The 16776-nt window shown below is 61.3% G+C and carries 15 protein-coding genes; 9 read left to right on the top strand and 6 right to left on the bottom strand.

The window, feature by feature from the left end:
- The first annotated feature begins 321 nt into the window (after positions 1-321).
- The 8 genes from NFG57_RS05665 to NFG57_RS05630 all read left to right on the top strand — a co-directional run bounded on the left by NFG57_RS05665 (position 322) and on the right by NFG57_RS05630 (position 9108).
- Positions 322-1872 (top strand): tripartite tricarboxylate transporter permease, encoded by a 1551-nt coding sequence (locus tag NFG57_RS05665; protein ID WP_253029268.1) that lies wholly within the window; start codon positions 322-324, stop codon positions 1870-1872.
- Positions 1859-2305 (top strand): tripartite tricarboxylate transporter TctB family protein, encoded by a 447-nt coding sequence (locus NFG57_RS05660; RefSeq protein WP_348815604.1) that lies wholly within the window; start codon positions 1859-1861, stop codon positions 2303-2305. The genes NFG57_RS05665 and NFG57_RS05660 overlap by 14 nt, the downstream gene beginning before the upstream one ends.
- Positions 2306-2318: 13 nt before the next feature.
- Complete coding sequence (locus tag NFG57_RS05655; RefSeq protein WP_348815603.1) at positions 2319-3296, top strand: tripartite tricarboxylate transporter substrate binding protein; 978 nt, start codon at positions 2319-2321, stop codon at positions 3294-3296.
- Between the two features lie 144 nt (positions 3297-3440).
- On the top strand, positions 3441-4883 hold the full coding sequence (locus NFG57_RS05650) for an aldehyde dehydrogenase family protein (protein ID WP_348815602.1): 1443 nt from the start codon (positions 3441-3443) through the stop codon (positions 4881-4883).
- Positions 4884-4894: 11 nt separating this feature from the next.
- A complete protein-coding gene (locus tag NFG57_RS05645) occupies positions 4895-6433 on the top strand; it encodes an AMP-binding protein (RefSeq protein ID WP_348815600.1) in 1539 nt (512 codons plus the stop codon).
- A gap of 161 nt (positions 6434-6594) precedes the next feature.
- A complete protein-coding gene (locus tag NFG57_RS05640) occupies positions 6595-7077 on the top strand; it encodes a universal stress protein (RefSeq protein WP_045991929.1) in 483 nt (160 codons plus the stop codon).
- A gap of 202 nt (positions 7078-7279) precedes the next feature.
- Complete coding sequence (locus NFG57_RS05635) at positions 7280-8059, top strand: GntR family transcriptional regulator (RefSeq protein WP_181248561.1); 780 nt, start codon at positions 7280-7282, stop codon at positions 8057-8059.
- Positions 8060-8286: 227 nt separating this feature from the next.
- Entirely contained in the window at positions 8287-9108 is an 822-nt protein-coding gene (locus NFG57_RS05630) for an IclR family transcriptional regulator (RefSeq protein WP_045991928.1), read from the top strand.
- Between the two features lie 192 nt (positions 9109-9300).
- Here NFG57_RS05630 and NFG57_RS05625 read toward each other — a convergent pair whose 3' ends face one another.
- Positions 9301-10251 carry a hypothetical protein gene (locus NFG57_RS05625; RefSeq protein ID WP_348815597.1) on the bottom strand — a complete coding sequence of 317 codons (951 nt, stop codon included), beginning with the start codon at positions 10249-10251 and terminating at the stop codon, positions 9301-9303.
- Positions 10252-10714: 463 nt separating this feature from the next.
- Here NFG57_RS05625 and NFG57_RS05620 point away from each other — a divergent pair, with 463 nt between their 5' ends.
- Positions 10715-11842 (top strand): aminotransferase class V-fold PLP-dependent enzyme, encoded by a 1128-nt coding sequence (locus tag NFG57_RS05620; protein WP_045991926.1) that lies wholly within the window; start codon positions 10715-10717, stop codon positions 11840-11842.
- Between the two features lie 228 nt (positions 11843-12070).
- On the opposite strand, the gene NFG57_RS05615 is transcribed toward NFG57_RS05620, so the two are convergent.
- The 5 genes from NFG57_RS05615 to cyoB form a co-directional block, all read right to left on the bottom strand.
- A complete protein-coding gene (locus tag NFG57_RS05615) occupies positions 12071-12676 on the bottom strand; it encodes a Yip1 family protein (protein WP_083970270.1) in 606 nt (201 codons plus the stop codon).
- A 241-nt stretch (positions 12677-12917) separates the two neighbouring features.
- Positions 12918-13820, bottom strand: coding sequence for a heme o synthase (gene cyoE, locus NFG57_RS05610; protein ID WP_239452517.1), 903 nt, complete (start codon positions 13818-13820; stop codon positions 12918-12920).
- Between the two features lie 11 nt (positions 13821-13831).
- A complete protein-coding gene (gene cyoD, locus NFG57_RS05605) occupies positions 13832-14158 on the bottom strand; it encodes a cytochrome o ubiquinol oxidase subunit IV (protein WP_222515415.1) in 327 nt (108 codons plus the stop codon).
- A 1-nt stretch (position 14159) separates the two neighbouring features.
- A complete protein-coding gene (locus NFG57_RS05600; RefSeq protein WP_348815596.1) occupies positions 14160-14789 on the bottom strand; it encodes a cytochrome o ubiquinol oxidase subunit III in 630 nt (209 codons plus the stop codon).
- Between the two features lie 2 nt (positions 14790-14791).
- Positions 14792-16774 carry a cytochrome o ubiquinol oxidase subunit I gene (gene cyoB / locus NFG57_RS05595; RefSeq protein ID WP_222515417.1) on the bottom strand — a complete coding sequence of 661 codons (1983 nt, stop codon included), beginning with the start codon at positions 16772-16774 and terminating at the stop codon, positions 14792-14794.
- Positions 16775-16776: the final 2 nt, after the last annotated feature.

Here is a 16776-nt window from a genome sequence, read left to right as displayed (position 1 = left end):
GTGCCCCTTGCACCCTTGCCTGCAGGATCGATCACGCGCCTTTTGCTGAACACCCGCATCCCGCTGAAAGGCCCGCCATTGCTGCATTGCAGCGGCATTTCGGAGGGAAAAATACGTTGACAGTCCCGCGGGAGCCTTCTAGACATACAACTCATGTACATCTGTTAAATGACTTGATCCAGACCCTCTACACGCTCACCAACCTTGATGCGACCGCCATCAAGCCCGTGAAAGAAAGCACGCCAAAGGCAAACGCGCTTATCCCAACTGAATGACAACGACAACAGACGCCCGCCCCTGTGGCGTCACGGGAGGCTCAAGGTGGAACTACTGCATTACCTTCCGCAGGTTCTCAGCGGCTGGAACCTGCTTATCCTGATCGGCGGCACGATCGCCGGATTGATTCTGGGGGCGACGCCGGGGCTCAGTCCGACGATGGCGGTGGCGCTACTGATCCCCTTCACCTTCAAGATGGACGCTACCTCGGGGCTGATCCTGCTCGGCGTTCTGTATACCTCGACGGTCGCCGGCGGCGCGGTCAGCGCCATCCTGATCAACATCCCCGGGGCGCCCGCCAACATTGCAACGATGCTGGATGGCCACCCCATGGCCAAGGCCGGCAAGGCGACCCAGGCGCTGTACTACTGCTTTATCAGCTCCGCCGTCGGGGGCGTGCTGGGGGTCCTGGTGCTGATCTTCCTGACCCCTTACCTGGTCAATGTGGCACTGAAGTTTGGCCCCCCGGAGCTGTTCTGGACGGCCATCCTCGGCATCACCGTCATCGGCTCTCTGGGCAGCGCCTCGGTACTCAAGGGCTTGCTCGGCGGGGCGATCGGCGTCTGGATCTCGCTGATCGGCTTCAACCCGGTGACCGGCACCGAACGCTTCGTCTTCAGCGAGCACCTGCAGGGCGGCATCACCATCATCCCGGCCCTGATCGGCCTGTTTGCGATCCCCCAGGTGCTGCAGATGGTAGAGGGCGCCAAGGGTGCCAACGGCGGCGAACGCTTCGACATGGCACCCACCTCCGTGATCAAGGCGATCATCTTCAACCTGAAGAAGGTCAAGGCGCTGGTGATCGGCAGCCTGTCCGGCATCATCGTCGGCATCATTCCCGGCGCCGGTGGCCAGATTGCCGGGCTGATTGCCTACGACCAGTGCAAGAAATTCAGTCACAACAAGGACAATTTCGGCAAGGGCGAGCCGGAGGGCATCATCGCTGCAGAAAGTGCCAACAACGCCATGGTCGGGGCGTCACTGGTGCCCATGCTGTCGCTTGGCATACCGGGCAGCCCCACCGCCGCGGTGCTGCTAGGCGGCCTGTTGATTCAAGGCCTCTTTCCCGGACCAGACCTGTTCACCCAGCATGCCTCGGTCGCCTGGACCTTCATGGGAGCACTGCTGATCAGCCAGATTCTGCTGGTGGTGTGTGGGCTGTGGATCAGCGGGATCGGCAAGTACGTCATTCGGATTCCTCGCCACATCATGGCGGCGGCGGTGACCACGCTGGCCATCTTCGGCACCTACAGCGTCCAGAACAGCTTCTCCGACGTCATCATCATGATGTCCATGGGCTCCCTGATGTACTTCGGCATGCAGTACGGCTTCACCCCCGGGCCCATCGTACTCGGCATCATTCTCGGCCCTATTGCCGAAACCAACTTCCTTCAGAGTCAGATGCTGGCCCAGGCCGGCGACGGCATGCTGCGTTACATGTTCGGTGGCTGGCTCAATATCCTGCTGGTCTCGCTGTGCCTGCTGTCGGTGGCCTACAGCCTCTACGCCAGTTGGCAGGCCCGCAAGACCCGCCAGCGTGCGACGCCCGATCATCGAGTCCAGGTACATCCGGAGGCCAACCATGATGCTCACTAAACCGCGTCAGGTGGCCCTCGGCGCACTGATCATTGCACTTGGCCTGGTAGCCGCCTCCTGGGCAGGCGGGGCATACGGCTACAGCTTTCCCCGAGTGGTGTCACTGATCGTACTGACTCTGGCAGTCGTGCTGCTCGCGGTGGAAATCCTGGCCCCAGGCCAGGCCGAGGAAGGCGCCATCTCCATCCCCTGGGGCAGCATCATCCCGGCGTTTGCCATCTTTTTCCTGCTGCTGCTCGCGCTAAGAATTCTCGGCTTTTACGTCACCACCCTGCTGGGGTTCGTCGTCATCAGTAGCGTCTATATGCCCGGGCTTTCCTCGGGCAGAAAGATCCTTCTCAACATCGTCATCGGTACCGGCTTTCTGGCGGTGCTCTTCGGCGTATTCACTGCCCTGTTAAAGGTGCAGTTTCCCAAAGGCCTACTTCTGTAGAAGGCATAAAACAATGACTATTCACGCCACCTCAGTAAAGCGTCAAACAGCGTCAACCCTCGCGGCCTGTCTGTTGCTTGCTCCCCTCCCCAGCCTGGCGGACTTCCCGGAAAAGCCCTTGAATCTGACGGTCGCCTATTCGGCTGGTGGTGCGACAGACTTCCAGGCCAGGATCGTCACTTCGAAAGGCGATGAGTACCTCGGGCAGCCGGTCACGGTGATCAACCGCCCGGGGGCAGGCGGACAGATCGGCTGGAATCAGTTTGTCAGTACCGGCGCTACCGATGGCTACGATATTGCGGCCTATAACGTGCCGCACTTCATCGCTCAGTCGATCATGTACGACACCGACTACAGCATCGAGAACCTGCAGCCGATTGCAAACTGGGGCGCAGACCCTGCCGTACTCATCGTCGGCAAGGACAGTGAGTTCGATTCCATCGATGACGTGGTGGAGTACGCCAGAGCCAACCCTGGAAAGTTGACGGTCTCGGGCGCCGGGCTCTACGTCGGACACCATATTGCTGCCCTTCAGCTTCAGCAAAGCGCCGAGGTGACCCTGAAGTACCTTCCTACCTCAGGAGGAGTGGACGCCCTCAGGTTTGTTGTCGGTGGTCAGGTGATGGCGGGATTCAACAACTTGTCCGACGCCTTCCGCAACCAGGACCGCATCAAGATTCTCGGCATTGCCGATCTCGAAAGAAGCGAAGATTTCCTGCCGGATGTGCCCACCTTTATCGAGGCGGGCTACGACGTCGACGACACCAGCCTCAACCTCAGGGGGATCATGGTTCCCAGAGGGGTCGACGCGGAAACGGTCGACTACCTCTCTTCCAACTTCATCGACATGTTCCAGGACGAGGGAATCGCCGAGCAGATGAAAGAAGGCGGATCGACCCTTCGCGTCATGGAAGCGTCCGACCTCGAGGCGCTGTGGAAACAACAGCAAGCGTACCTGACTGAACTCTTCGCTCAGCTCGAGACACCGTGACCGCTGCGGATTTCAGGCCAACGGCAACGAAAGCAAGGGTAGCGACGCGTGGAACTCAGGCCTCATTCCCCTGCACCGCCGGGAGCCGCCATCCACACCCTGAGCCGCCCTTGCTTCCCCCCATCGACACGTCGAGGTAGCAGCATGAACACCAACCACAAGCATTCTTCTGACGACAATAGCGCCTACCGGCTGGTAGCCCCCATTGTCGAACGAGCCCGAGAAGCCCAGCGACGGTTCGAGCAATACGACCAGCAGCAAGTCGATGAAGTCGTGCTGGCCGCCGCCTGGGCGTTGATGGAGCCCACGCGAAATGAGGAGCTGTCACAACTCGCGGTGGCCACCACCGGGCTTGGCAAGGTTTCCGACAAGATCGCCAAGAACCACCGCAAGACCCTTGGATTGCTGGCCAACCTCGAGGGCAAGCGTACCGTGGGTATCGTCTCCGAAGACCCAAGCACAGGCATCGTCGAGATATCCCGCCCGATCGGCGTGGTCGGCGCCGTGGTGCCTTCCACCAACCCCGCGGCCACGCCCACCAACAAGACGATCAACGCACTCAAGGGTCGCAACGCCATCGTGCTGGCTCCCTCGCCCAAGGGCTACGCCGTGTGCGAACGGCTGGTGAACTACATGCAGGACGAGCTCGCCCGTATCGGAGCCCCCCGGGATCTGGTGCAACTGCTACCGGACCCGGTGACCAAGGCGAGCACCCATGCCTTGATGCAACTGGTCGATCTGATCGTCGTCACCGGCTCCCAGAACAATGTGCGCTCCGCCTATTCCAGTGGCACCCCGGCCATCGGCGTCGGGGCAGGCAACGTCCCGGTCATCATCGATGAAAGCGCCAATATCGCAGATGCCGCGCGCAAGATTCTTGCCTCCAAGACCTTCGACAATGCGACCAGCTGCAGCTCGGAGAACAGCCTGGTCATCCTCGACAGCGTTTACGACAGCATGGTCTCGGCACTGCAGGAACACGCAGCGGTACTGCTGACCGAACAGGAAAAGCGGATTCTCGAAGGTCGCATGTGGACGGATGGCAACCTCAGTCGTGACGTGATCGCCCGGGATGCCGGCAGTATCGCCAGCACCGTGGGGCTCGATCGTCCGGCGTGTCTCGACGCCTCGATCCTGCTGGTGGAGGAAAGCGGCATCGGGGCGGACTACCCCTTTTCGGGCGAAAAGCTGTCACCGGTGCTGACCCTCTACCGGGCCAGAGACTTCGAGGATGCCTTTGCGATCACCAGGGAACTGCTCGAATACCAGGGCAAGGGGCACTCCTGCGGTATCCACAGCACCACCGATGAGCACATCGAGAAGCTGGGACTGGAGATGCCGGTCTGCCGGGTGATCGTCAATCAGGCCCACGCCTTCGGCAATGGTGGCAACTTCGACAACGCCCTTCCGTTTTCCTTGTCGATGGGCTGCGGTAGCTGGGGCAAGAACAGCATTTCCGACAACATGAACTACCGCCACTACCTCAACACGACCCGCATCGTGCGCACCATCGAGGCCTCTCCCCCTCTGCCCCAGGATCTGTTTTCCGGTTTTTTCGACAAGCATGGCATCGCCAATCCCTTCTAGAGGCCGGCCAGATGATGACCATTCAAGACACCATCAAGCATCAGTGTGAACGCCAACCCGCCACTGATTTCCTGATCTGTCCCGACACTGGCGAGACGGTCTCGATGTCCCGACTCCAGGAGCGCGTCGAGTGGGTGCATGGCCTTCTTCAGGCGCGCGGCTGCCAGCCCGGCGACCATGTGGCCATGCTGATGGACAACGGACTGTGGACCGCCTCACTGCTGCTGGCGATCATGGCCAGCGGTCGTGTCGCGGTCTCCTTGAACGCCATCGCAGGGGATGCCCAGTTGCGCTACGTGCTGGAGCACTGTGATGCCACGACTGTCATCGTATCGCCCCACTACGAGCAGCGCCTTGATGGCCTGCTCGACGGGAGCGAGAAGGAAATTCTGGTCGCCTGTCCTCGCAACGGGCCGCGGCAGCAAGAGCGAATCGCGTCTTCGCCCTTGCCCGTGGTAGCGCCCGACGACACGGCATTGTTGATGTATACCTCGGGCACAACGGGCAAGCCCAAGGGCGTCGTGCTGACCCACGCCAATCTGATCGCGGGGGGAAGGTGCACCATGGAGGCCCACTCGCTGTGCCAGAAGGATCGCGCCCTCTGCGTTCTGCCGCTTTACCATATCAACGCCCAGGTGGTCACCATCATGGCGCCACTGATCAGTGGCGGCAGTGTGGTGCTGCCGGAGAAGCTGAGTGTCTCGGCATTCTGGGACTGGCTGCTCGACAACCAGTGCACCTGGTTCAGTATCGTGCCGACGATTGTCGCCTACCTGCTGGAGCATGCCGAGAAGCCGGAGTCGAAGGACCTGCGCGAGGATCCGCGCATGCGTCAGGTGCGTTTCGGGCGATCTGCCTCTTCGGCACTGCCGGCGGAGAGCCACCGCCGTTTCGAGACCACCTTCGGTGTCAGCCTGGTGGAAACCATGGGACTGACCGAAACCGCGGCCCAGATCCTGTCCAACCCCTTGCCCCCTTTCGAATCTCGCTACGGATCCCCCGGTATCGCCTACCGCAACGAGGTCAGTGTCTTCGACTCGACAGGACAGGTACTGCCCTGCCACCAGATCGGTGAAATCGTGGTCCGCGGCGACAACGTCATGAAGGAGTACTACAAGAATCCCGAGGCCACAGCAGACACCATCGATAAAGAGGGTTGGCTGCACACCGGCGACCTTGGCTATCGCGATGAGGAAGGCTTCTTCTTCATCACGGGCCGCATCAAGGAGCTGATCATCAAGGGTGGCGAGAACATCGCCCCGCGCGAGATCGATGACGCCCTGCTGGCCCATGAGGCGGTGCTGGAGGCAGCCGCCTATCCCATGGAAAACCGGCACTACGGGCAGGTCGTAGAGGCCGTCGTGGTGCTCAAGGAAGGCCATCGGGCGACCCAGCAAGAACTTCTCGACTACTGTCGCGAGGAGGTCGGTGACTACAAGGCGCCTGAACATGTTCACATCGTGAAATGGCTGCCCAGAGGGCCCTCCGGCAAGGTCCAGCGCCTCAAGATTGCGGAGATGATCGACCATCTGCATCAAGCACCGGCCTAGCCTGGCGCCCGATGCCCTGGCCTGCGCTCGCGGTACCCAGGGTCCTGCCTGATCGATGTTTCGGGCGGGCCTGGCGCCGGCGAGCCCGGCCTTGGCGTCGAAGGTGCCTCGGCCACGTCGGTTCACCGCCTGCGCCATCCAACCTTTGTGAGGATGAAGCCATGAGCTTCCAGATATCCCGGCTGCTGTATGCCACTGACCTCAGCGCCCACAGCCCCGACGTCTTCCGCAAGGCCATCGGTATCGCCGAACGCTTCGGCGCCGCGGTCCACCTGCTGCACGTCATCGAAGATCCGGCACTGTTGAAAGACAGCCTGGCCAGCCGCTATACCGCCGTTTCCCCGCTGGACAACTATCGCGAACGAGCGACCCGGCAGGCCATCGACGAAATCAAGCGCCGCCTTGAAGACTTCGGCCACTCGACGCTGGCCTCGGAAGACAGCTACCACGCCTCCCTGAAGGAGATTCACGTCCGCATTGGCAAGCCATCCCGAATCATCCTGCAGGAGGCCGACAGAATCGATGCCGATTGCATCGTCATGGGAACACAGCGCCAGTCCGGGCTGGGTCATATGGTGCTTGGCTCGGTGGCGCGCAAGATCAGTCGTCGCACCCGCCGCCCGCTGTTTCTCTTTCCGGTCTGAGGCCAGGGGTCACACGGCCGGAAAGGTGTCTGCACAGGAGCCCCGTGATAGATTGATGAAATACCACTTAAGAATGAAACGGATGAATCAAGGTGTGAAAGGGGCGAGCGCCGTCACGCTGCTGCAGGGCAGCGGCGAGTCAGACAAGCGCCTGACCCGAGCAGCCTCCCCTTCCGACCTTGCCAGCAGCGGGATCTTGCGAATGACCAGTGAAAACGAATCTGATCGCCTTGGCCTCTTCTCCCCCGAGGTGATGGTGGCACAGCCGGGGAAACCGCTGTACCGACTGCTGCAGGACCATATTCGCGGCCTGATCGAACGGGGGGACCTGGCCCCGGGCGACCTCATTCCACCCGAATGGCAGCTCGCCGACCGGCTGCAGATCAGTCAGGGAACGGTCAAGAAGGCCATCTCCAATCTGGTCTGGGAAAAACTGCTGTTCCGCCATCAGGGCAAGGGCACCTATGTCTCGCGGACCGACTTCGAGGAAACCCTGTTTCGCTTTGTCAGCTACGGGGACGCCGACGGCAAGGACGTGCGTATCCACAAGACCACCACCGATCGCGCTATCCGCCAGGCTCCCGATGAGGTCTATACCCGCCTCGGCCTGAGCCAGACCAGTCCAGTCACCTATATCGAACGCCTGGGAGTGGTCGATGACGCCCCGACCCTGGTGGAGTACAGCTGGTGGCCAAGCGTACTGGTGCCGGGGCTGGAAGATTCCGAGCTTTATATTCCCGACTACTTCTATGCCTTGATCCTCGACCGATTCGGCATCCCCGTCGTCCGGGCCGACGAAACCCTGACCGCAGAAGCCGCCGATACCCACACCGCCGCCCTGCTGGACATCGCTCCCGGCACCCCGGTGGTGGTGCTCAAGCGGATGACCTACACCAGCCACGACCGTATCGTGGAAGTCCGTACCACCAAGGGTAGGGCCGACCGCTTCAGCTACCGTGCCGAAATCCGCTCGGACTTTTGACTCGGTGCAAGCTCAGACAGGGCAGCCTATGCCGGATACCCCGACAACCGGTTGGCCATGGCCGAGTCCTGGCTCATGGGTGCCTGTCCACTCACGTCCGCCGCCCGGTTCCCGACGCCGACGTGCTTCAGTCAGAGACGACAGTGATCTCGTCGAATTCCGTTTTCCGATACACATTGATTAATTTTTAGATACGTATAGGCTTGTAGTATCGAGGAGACCCCGCCATGAGCACAGCAAGCTTTGACACCCGGATCATCGAGGGCGACACCCCGGCCCAGCGCCTGCTGGCGCTGCTCGAGGTGATCGCGGAGAAGGACCAGTACTTCACCCTGCAGAGCCTGGTGGACGAGACCGGCCTGCCCAAGCCGACGCTGCACCGGATGCTGCAGCAGCTCGAGAACTCCGGCATGCTGCAGCGCGAAGCGGACAACCGCCACTACAGCAAGGGCAGCCGCCTGCGCCGGCTGGCCGAGACCCTGCTGCTCAACGACACCGTTCAGGGCGCACGTCACGGCGTGTTGGCTGAGCTGGTCCGCGAGGTCGGGGAAAGCTGCAACATCACTGCCCTGTCCGGCAGCGAGGTGCTCTATCTGGACCGCGTCGAGACGTCGGCTCCGCTGCGCTTCTATCTACACCCCGGCTCCCGGGTGCCTGCCCATTGCTCCGCCAGCGGCAAGCTGTTTCTGGCGCAGATGAGCGCCTCCCAGCGCCGTCGGCTGCTCGCCGATGCCACCCTGGAGGCCTTCACCCGAAACACGCTTACCGACATCGACGCTCTGGAAGCGGAGATCGAGCAGGTCAAGCGCGACGGCTACGCCTTCGACGACGAGGAATTCCTACCGGGGCTTCTGTGCATCGCGGTGCTGGCCCCCAACCCCACCGGAGTCTCCAACGTCGGCCTGGCGATCCAGGCACCGGTGATGCGCATGGATAAACAGCGCGCACTGGACTGCCTGCCGGCGCTGGAGCGCGCCGCCGCCGCCATCGCGCGGATCAACCAGGGCGCCCTGCCCGAGCCCATCGCAGAGTCCGAAACCTCTGCCTGACGCCCTAGCCGCAGCAACCCCGCATGGCCGGAACCCTCACCAAACCAGACGCCAAACAGCAAGGCGCCACCACCGCGACAACGGTGATGGCGCCGAGATGGTTCGACGAGTCGCTCGCTTGATCGCCGACCCTGTTGCCCTGCCCCCCCTCCTGCAACGAAAGCAACGAGCGCTGCGCAGATGACACAGGCCTCAGTTGTAGAAGAAGCTGACGCAGCGCACGAAGCTGCTGCCTCCCGCGGTCACACAGCGATGTCGTATCCAGCGGTCTCGCTTGGATAGCCCCTCATACCGGGTCCACTGCCAGTAGCCTGAAGGCAGGTGAAAGGTATGTAGATGCTTCCAGTTGCCAAAGACATTCTTGTAGTAGTGCAGGGTGGCCGCCGGCCCATGGCAGGCAGTGGTGACACCAAGAGAGTTGCGACGCTTGCGGTCAGAGGTCCAGCGATCCCGGAAGGAATAGTGGGCCTCCGGGTCGCACCACCACCAGGTGTTGCTCGGGAAGGAGACGGTCTCGCAGTTGTGGTTGCGAAACAGATGATAACCATCGCCCGGGACACAGTATTGCTGGCCTGCTCCGCCTCCTGCCGAGGACCCTGCCCTGGCAGTGTCCGGCGTTATGCCCAACGCGTCCAGATCCACCTCGATGGGTTCTTCCAACCGCTCCACGGTGCGATTCTTGAACGCCTTGCGGTCGATGTCGGGATTCAGCTCGAGCAGCATCTTCGGGATGGGCACCTCTTGCGGGGCGAGCATGAGGTAGTGATCCAGCGCGGACTTGCCAACTTCGCTTGCAAAGGTTCGCGGGGTCGCACGATCGCTCACGCCCAACTCCCGCATACCTACCTGGGCCTCCTTGTCGTCGCCTCTAAGCCCGACGAATTCGACGCGGTTGCCGTTGCTGAGATCGAAACGGGCCAGCGGCATGGGCTCCGCAGGACCGCTGACCAACGGCGCCCCGTCCGGCCCCAGTCCCACCGCGGCCAGGTCATCTGGCCTGTCCAGCTCTGCCGGTTCGGCCAGTGTTTGCTGATATCGTGCCGACAGTTCCTGTGCCAATTGCGGGTTTCGCGCCAGCAGCACGTCGAGCTGCTCAGGCGTCAGTCCAGCGGCCTGACACGTACATGATGATGGTTCGTTCATGATCGACGTCCTCCACCTGGGAAGATCGTGCTCCGCCGGCCGGACCGCCCGGCGTCACCGACGGCGTTAGACGAAACACGCTGCGACGCCTTATTGGCAGCGGTCTTCTCAGCATGGTCAAAGTTTGCTTTGCCAGCCATCGGTCATGCCGCACTGCTTCAGCTACTGAGAAGACCTCTACGCGAAATGGCTGATAAGTCTCATGAAAATCCTTATTGGCGGGTTAGTCCGTTTTTTACTCGAATCAGTACAAAAACACATATCACGACGGACTCGGATGTAACGACAGTCACACAAGGAAAATGACCGCGCCACGCGCGAGCCGCCGTCCTCTGGCCGCCACCGCCCTTTGACCTTATGCTGTAGAGAATAATGAGCGCCGAGCCCTAGCCGCTCGGCGCCGTCGTCGCTGACGCAGTCCGCGTCTTCGGCTTGTTCAACGCCCACTGTAAGGATGCGCCTCATGCCTGGCTTGCTCCCGGACGTCGATCCCGATGGCCTGCTGGAATACTCCGTGGTCTATACCGACCGCGCCCTGAACCATATGTCGCAGAGCTTTCAAGGCGTAATGCGCGACATCTCCACCACCTTGAAGCAGGTGTACAACGCCCACAGCGCGGTCATCGTACCCGGGAGCGGCACCTTCGGCATGGAGGCGGTAGCCCGCCAGTTCGCCCAGAACCGCAGCGCCCTGGTCATCCGCAATGGATGGTTCAGCTACCGCTGGCACCAGATCCTCGAGATGGGCAAGATCCCGGCCGAACTGTGCGTGGAGAAGGCCCGACGTCAGCAGGACAGCGATCCGACCTCGGCGTTCGCCCCGCCCCCCATCGAGGAGGTCGAGCAGGCCATCGAGCGGCTGCAGCCGGACATCGTCTTCGCCCCCCACGTGGAAACCTCGTCCGGCATGATCCTGCCGGACGACTACATCCGTCGCGTGTCCGATGCGGTGCACGCCCACGGCGGCCTGATGGTGCTGGACTGCATCGCCTCGGGCACCGTCTGGGTGGACATGCAGGATACTGGCGTCGACCTGCTGATCAGCGCCCCCCAGAAGGGCTGGAGCGGCTCACCCTGCTGCGCCATGGTGATGCTCTCGGCCCAGGCGCGAGAGATCATCAAGGAAACCACCAGCACCAGCTTCGCCGCCGATCTCAAGAAGTGGCTCGAGATCATGGAGGCCTACGAGAATGGCGGCCACGCTTACCACGCGACCATGCCCACCGACAGCCTGCGCGAACTACGCGAGATCATGCGCGAGACCGACGCCTACGGCTTCGACAAGGTGAAACAGGAACAGTGGGCCCTGGGTCAGGGAGTGCGCAGCCTGCTGGCCGAGTACGGCTTCAAGAGCGTCGCCGCCGAGGGTTACGAGGCGCCCGGTGTGGTGGTCTGCTACCACAACGACCCGGGGCTGGTCGGCAAGTTCGCCGCAGCCGGCGTCCAGGTCGCCGCCGGGGTCCCGCTGATGTGCGATGAAGGCGACGATTTCCAGACCTTCCGCATTGGCCTGTTCGGCCTGGACAAGCTGCATCAGCCCGAGCGCAGCATCGACCACCTGCGCAAGGCGCTGGACAGTATCAAGGGATAGACGGACTGGCACCCACCAGATCGGGCCGCACAGAAAAGCCCAGATAGAAAAAGGGGCGACGCATCAGCGTCGCCCCTCTTGTCTTACCCGTGTTGTCGGACTGAACGGCCAGGTCTTGCACGCCTCGAGTTTCATTGCTCTCGGGTCATCCCCGTCAACTTGTCACTCTTTAGCCGACCTTTGATCGATCTTTAGTCGACCTCTTGCCACCCTCCAGTCACCCTCTAATCACCCCAGCAGCGACAGAATGATGCGCTCTCCGTAGCCCCACAGCAGGACGGTCATGCCGAGCAGTCCTTCGAGCACCAGTACCCCCACCGCAAGGGTGGTGCTGGAGACGACGAAGCCTTCCTTTTCGCTGATATCGAGAAAGGAGGGAATGCCCAGATACAGCAGGTAGGCGGTGTAACAGAGGCCGATAACGCCGGCCAGCAGGCACAGCCAGATGATCGGGTAGATCGCCACGATGCCGCTCAGGAACATCGGGGTCGCCACATAGCCGGCAAAGATGATGCACTGGCTCTGGCTGGGTGTCTTGGGAAAGCGTTTGGCCGAGTAACGGATGGTCTTGCCGACGATGTAGACCGCCGCCAGGATCACCAGATAGAAGGCGATCCCCGCCCCCAGGGCGTCTAGATAACTGAGCTTGATGGTCGTGCCGCCGCCGAGACTCCAGCCGACCTGGGTGGTACCGATGTACGAGCAGATCACCGGTATGGCGGCCAGCAACAACACGTGATGCGCGTACAGGTGCGTTATCGTCTCCCTTTCCTGCTTGATCTGCTTCCATTCGCGATTCGGGTGGGCCATCAATCCCCAGACGTGTGTCAGCATACTGACTCCCTCCTGCTACCGCTGAAGTAAGTCCCGAGACCGGCACTCGGCGCCCGCGACTCCGTTGTCCTTAACTTGCAGTATAGAAGCGATTTTTCGCTTCGCTACCAACGTTACCGTACATACTATACAAGTCCTGTACAACACTTGACCGCCAGTCACGCTTCACCCATACGACTGATAAACACAAAAAAACCCCGCATCGGTGAAGATGCGGGGTTTCGGTTTCAGCGCCACCCGATCAGGACATGGAGGTCCACATCGGCGTGCTTGGCATCAGCGTCGCGTCCAGTGACATCATCAGGCTCAGCGCCGTGATGGTGAGGATCGAGATGCCGAATACCTGTCGCGCCCAACGCACGTTGTCGTCGGTACGGTAGCCCTTGGCCGCGATATACAGCCAGTAGACGCCCAGCACCAGGGCAACGATGAAGTAACCGGGTCCAGCGTAGCCGGCCAGACTCAGCGACAGCGTCGCACCGATAAAGGCCAGGATATAGCCCAGGATATGGTGCTTGGCCGTACCGATACCGCGAACCACCGGCAGCACCGGAATGTTGGCGGCGCGGTAATCTTCCATGCGAAAGATCGCGATCGCGTAGGAGTGCGGCATCTGCCACAGGCTGAAGATCACCAGCAGGGTCAAGGCGCCGGTATCGAAGCTGCCGGTCACCGCGCAATAGCCCACCACCGGCGGCACTGCCCCGGAGAGGCTGCCGACCAAAGTGCCGAACTCGGAATTGCGCTTCATGTAGAGGCTGTAGGCCCCCACATAGATGACGAAGCCGAAGGCAGCCAGACCCACCGTCAACGCATTGGTCCCCAGCGCCAGCAGACCGAAGCCGGCGATACCCAGCAGGGTAGCGAACCGGAGCGTCGCGGCCTCGCTGACCCGCCCCTGTACCAGCGGGCGGTTGCGGGTGCGCTCCATCAGCGCATCGATGTCCTTGTCGATGACGTTGTTGTAAGCGCAGCCCGAGGCGATCACCAGGGCCAGACCCAACAGCGCCGACAGGAACACCACGGCATCGAACTGGCCCTGGGCGGCCAGGAAGTAGCCGCCCAGAACAGAGATCACGTTGCCGCCGATGATGCCCGGCTTGGTGATGGTGAGGTAGTCCCTGAGAGTGTCCCTGAACATCATGCGAGTCGGCGTCAGCCGATCATCATGTTGTGATGCAGGTGGTACATGATCCATAGGGAACCTCCGATGACCAGAACCAGGATCGCCACGGTGAAGACGAAGGACATGAAGTTCCAGCCTTCATCGGCCTTGGTGTTCATGTGCATGAACAGCACGAGCTGCACCAGCACCTGAGCCACCGCGGTACCGACGATCACGATCACCGTCGCGAAGGTGTCGAAGGCGCCGGTCATCACCGCCCCGAAGGGAATGACGGTCAGCACGATGGACAGGATCAGGCCGATCACATAGGACTTGACGCTGCCATGGCTGTGATGGTCGTTGGCGTGTCCGCTCATATCACAGGGCTCCCATCAGGTAGACGAAGGAGAAGACGCAGATCCAGACGATGTCCAGGAAGTGCCAGAACAGGCTCAGACACATGATGCGCGGACGCACCATATCGTCGAGACCACGCTGCTTCACCTGGATCATCATCACCAGGATCCAGATCAGACCGGCGGTCACGTGCAGACCGTGGGTACCGACCAGCAGGAAGAAGGCCGACAGGAAGCCTGAACGATCCGGACCAAAGCCCTCATGGATCAGGTGATGGAACTCATAGAGTTCCAGCGCCACGAAGGCCGCGCCCAGCAGGAAGGTGATCCCGAGCCACTTCATCACCTTGGAGGCCTGGTTGGCGTTCATGGCGAGCACCGCCATGCCGTAGGTGAAACTCGAGAACAGCAGCAGGAAGGTCTCGACCAGGATGAACGGGAGCTGGAAGATCTCGCCCGGGGTCGGACCATCGGCCGTGCCCCGAAGGAGCACGGCGTAGGTGGCGAACAGTGACCCGAAGATCACCAGGTCGCTCATCAGATAGACCCAGAAACCGAAGACCTTGGTGCCCGCGGCATCATGATGGTCGTGGTCGTGATCATGGTCATGCCCGTGGGCATGACCTTGCTGGTTGAGGGTGTCGGTTGCCATGGTTATGCCTGCATCTCCACACGGTTCTGGTGTTCGCGCTCGATACGCTCGACTTCCGCGGCCGGCACGTAGTAGTCGACGTCATCGTTGAAGATACGCGCGATGAAGGTGGCAAACATGCCCAGTGCGGTCACGATGGCAAGCCACCAGATATGCCACACCAGGGCGAAGCCGAAGACCGCGGAGATCAGGCCGATCACCGGACCTTCCCAGGTGTACTTGGGCATGTGAATGTCCTTGTACGGTCCCTTGGACACGCCGGCCTTGCCGCCATTGGCCTGCTTCTGGTTCCAGAAGTCGTCGATGTCCTTGATCTCGGGCAGATGCGCGAAGTTGTAGAACGGTGCGGGAGACGAGGTCGCCCACTCCAGGGTACGCGCATCCCAGGGATCGCCGGTGACGTCCTGGTTCTTCTTGCGATCGCGGATACTGACGTAGAACTGGATCACGGTGCAGGCGATGCCACACAGAATCAGCACGGCGCCGATCCAGGCGATGATCATCCACGGCTGCCAGGCGCCGTTGTCATAGGACTGCATGCGACGCACGGCACCGAAGAAGCTGAGCACGTACAGCGGCATGAAGGCCACGTAGAAGCCGGTCAGCCAGAACCAGAAGGAACGCTTGCCCCACTTCTCGTCGAGGGTGAAGCCGAAGGCCTTCGGGAACCAGTAGGTCAGACCCGCCAACATGCCGAACACCACGCCGCCGATGATGACGTTGTGGAAGTGGGCGATGACGAACAGGCTGTTGTGCAGCACGAAGTTGGCCGCCGGTACCGCCAGCATTACACCGGTCATGCCACCCAGGGTAAAGGTGATGATGAAGCCGATGGTCCACAGCACCGGAGAGGTGAACTCCAGACGACCGCGGTACATGGTGAACAGCCAGTTGAATACCTTCACCCCGGTGGGGATGGCGATGATCATCGTCATGATGCCGAAGAAGGCATTGACGTTGGCCCCGGCCCCCATGGTGAAGAAGTGGTGCAGCCAGACGATGAACGACAGGAAGGTGATGGCGATGGTCGCCCACACCATGGTGCCGTAGCCGAACAGACGCTTGCGAGCGAAGGTCGCGATAACCTCGGAGAACACCCCGAATGCCGGCAGGATAAGGATGTACACCTCAGGATGGCCCCAGGCCCAGATGAGGTTGACGTACATCATCATGTTGCCGCCAAAATCGTTAGTGAAGAAGTGAGTCCCCAGGTAACGATCCAGCGTCAGCATCGCGATGGTCGCGGTCAGAATCGGGAAGGACGCGATGATCAGCACGTTGGCGCACAGCGACGTCCAGGTGAAGATGGGCATACGGAACAGGGTCATGCCCTTGGTGCGCATCTTCAGGATGGTGACGAAGAAGTTGATACCGGTCAGGGTCGTACCGATCCCCGATATCTGCAACGCCCATATCCAGTAATCCACCCCGACGCTGGGACTGTACTCTATCCCCGATAGTGGCGCGTAGGCCAGCCAGCCGGTCGCGGCGAACTCACCGACCACCAGCGAGACGTTGACCAGGATGACACCGGCAACGAACAGCCAGAAGCTCAGGTTATTGAGGAAGGGGAAGGCCACGTCGCGCGCGCCGATCTGCAGCGGCACCACCAGGTTCATCAGACCGATGACCATGGGCATGGCGACAAAGAAGATCATGATCACGCCGTGGGCGGTGAAGATCTGATCATAGTGGTGAGGCGGTAGATAGCCCTCGGCCCCGGCCGAAGCCATGGCCAGCTGGGTACGCATCATGATGGCGTCGGCGAAGCCACGGATCAGCATCACCAGCGCGACCAGGAAGTACATGATACCGAGCTTCTTGTGGTCGACGGAGGTGATCCACTCGCGCCACAGATAGCCCCACTTCTTGAAGTAGGTCAGGCCGCCGACCACGGCGATCCCGCCCAGGGCGATACCGATCGCCACCACCATGATGATGGGCTCCTGGATCGGAATCGAGTCTAACGTCAGTTTTCCAAACATGA

The organism is Halomonas sp. H10-59 (assembly GCF_040070555.1).
In the GTDB taxonomy this organism is placed as follows: domain Bacteria; phylum Pseudomonadota; class Gammaproteobacteria; order Pseudomonadales; family Halomonadaceae; genus Halomonas; species Halomonas litopenaei.
Note: the sequence above shows the minus strand (reverse complement) of the source record. Positions and strands in the feature narration are given on the sequence as shown.

What these genes read in the sequence shown, in the direction of transcription:
- NFG57_RS05650 (WP_348815602.1), top strand. Translation starts at nt 3,441, where the DNA reads ATGAACACCAACCACAAGCATTCTTCTGACGACAATAGCGCCTACCGG.
- NFG57_RS05630 (WP_045991928.1), top strand. Translation starts at nt 8,287, where the DNA reads ATGAGCACAGCAAGCTTTGACACCCGGATCATCGAGGGCGACACCCCG.
- cyoB (WP_222515417.1), bottom strand. Translation starts at nt 16,774, where the DNA reads ATGTTTGGAAAACTGACGTTAGACTCGATTCCGATCCAGGAGCCCATC.
- NFG57_RS05660 (WP_348815604.1), top strand. Translation starts at nt 1,859, where the DNA reads ATGATGCTCACTAAACCGCGTCAGGTGGCCCTCGGCGCACTGATCATT.
- NFG57_RS05635 (WP_181248561.1), top strand. Translation starts at nt 7,280, where the DNA reads ATGACCAGTGAAAACGAATCTGATCGCCTTGGCCTCTTCTCCCCCGAG.
- cyoE (WP_239452517.1), bottom strand. Translation starts at nt 13,820, where the DNA reads ATGATGTTCAGGGACACTCTCAGGGACTACCTCACCATCACCAAGCCG.
- NFG57_RS05615 (WP_083970270.1), bottom strand. Translation starts at nt 12,676, where the DNA reads ATGCTGACACACGTCTGGGGATTGATGGCCCACCCGAATCGCGAATGG.
- NFG57_RS05600 (WP_348815596.1), bottom strand. Translation starts at nt 14,789, where the DNA reads ATGGCAACCGACACCCTCAACCAGCAAGGTCATGCCCACGGGCATGAC.
- NFG57_RS05655 (WP_348815603.1), top strand. Translation starts at nt 2,319, where the DNA reads ATGACTATTCACGCCACCTCAGTAAAGCGTCAAACAGCGTCAACCCTC.
- NFG57_RS05625 (WP_348815597.1), bottom strand. Translation starts at nt 10,251, where the DNA reads ATGAACGAACCATCATCATGTACGTGTCAGGCCGCTGGACTGACGCCT.
- NFG57_RS05645 (WP_348815600.1), top strand. Translation starts at nt 4,895, where the DNA reads ATGATGACCATTCAAGACACCATCAAGCATCAGTGTGAACGCCAACCC.
- NFG57_RS05640 (WP_045991929.1), top strand. Translation starts at nt 6,595, where the DNA reads ATGAGCTTCCAGATATCCCGGCTGCTGTATGCCACTGACCTCAGCGCC.
- NFG57_RS05620 (WP_045991926.1), top strand. Translation starts at nt 10,715, where the DNA reads ATGCCTGGCTTGCTCCCGGACGTCGATCCCGATGGCCTGCTGGAATAC.
- cyoD (WP_222515415.1), bottom strand. Translation starts at nt 14,158, where the DNA reads ATGAGCGGACACGCCAACGACCATCACAGCCATGGCAGCGTCAAGTCC.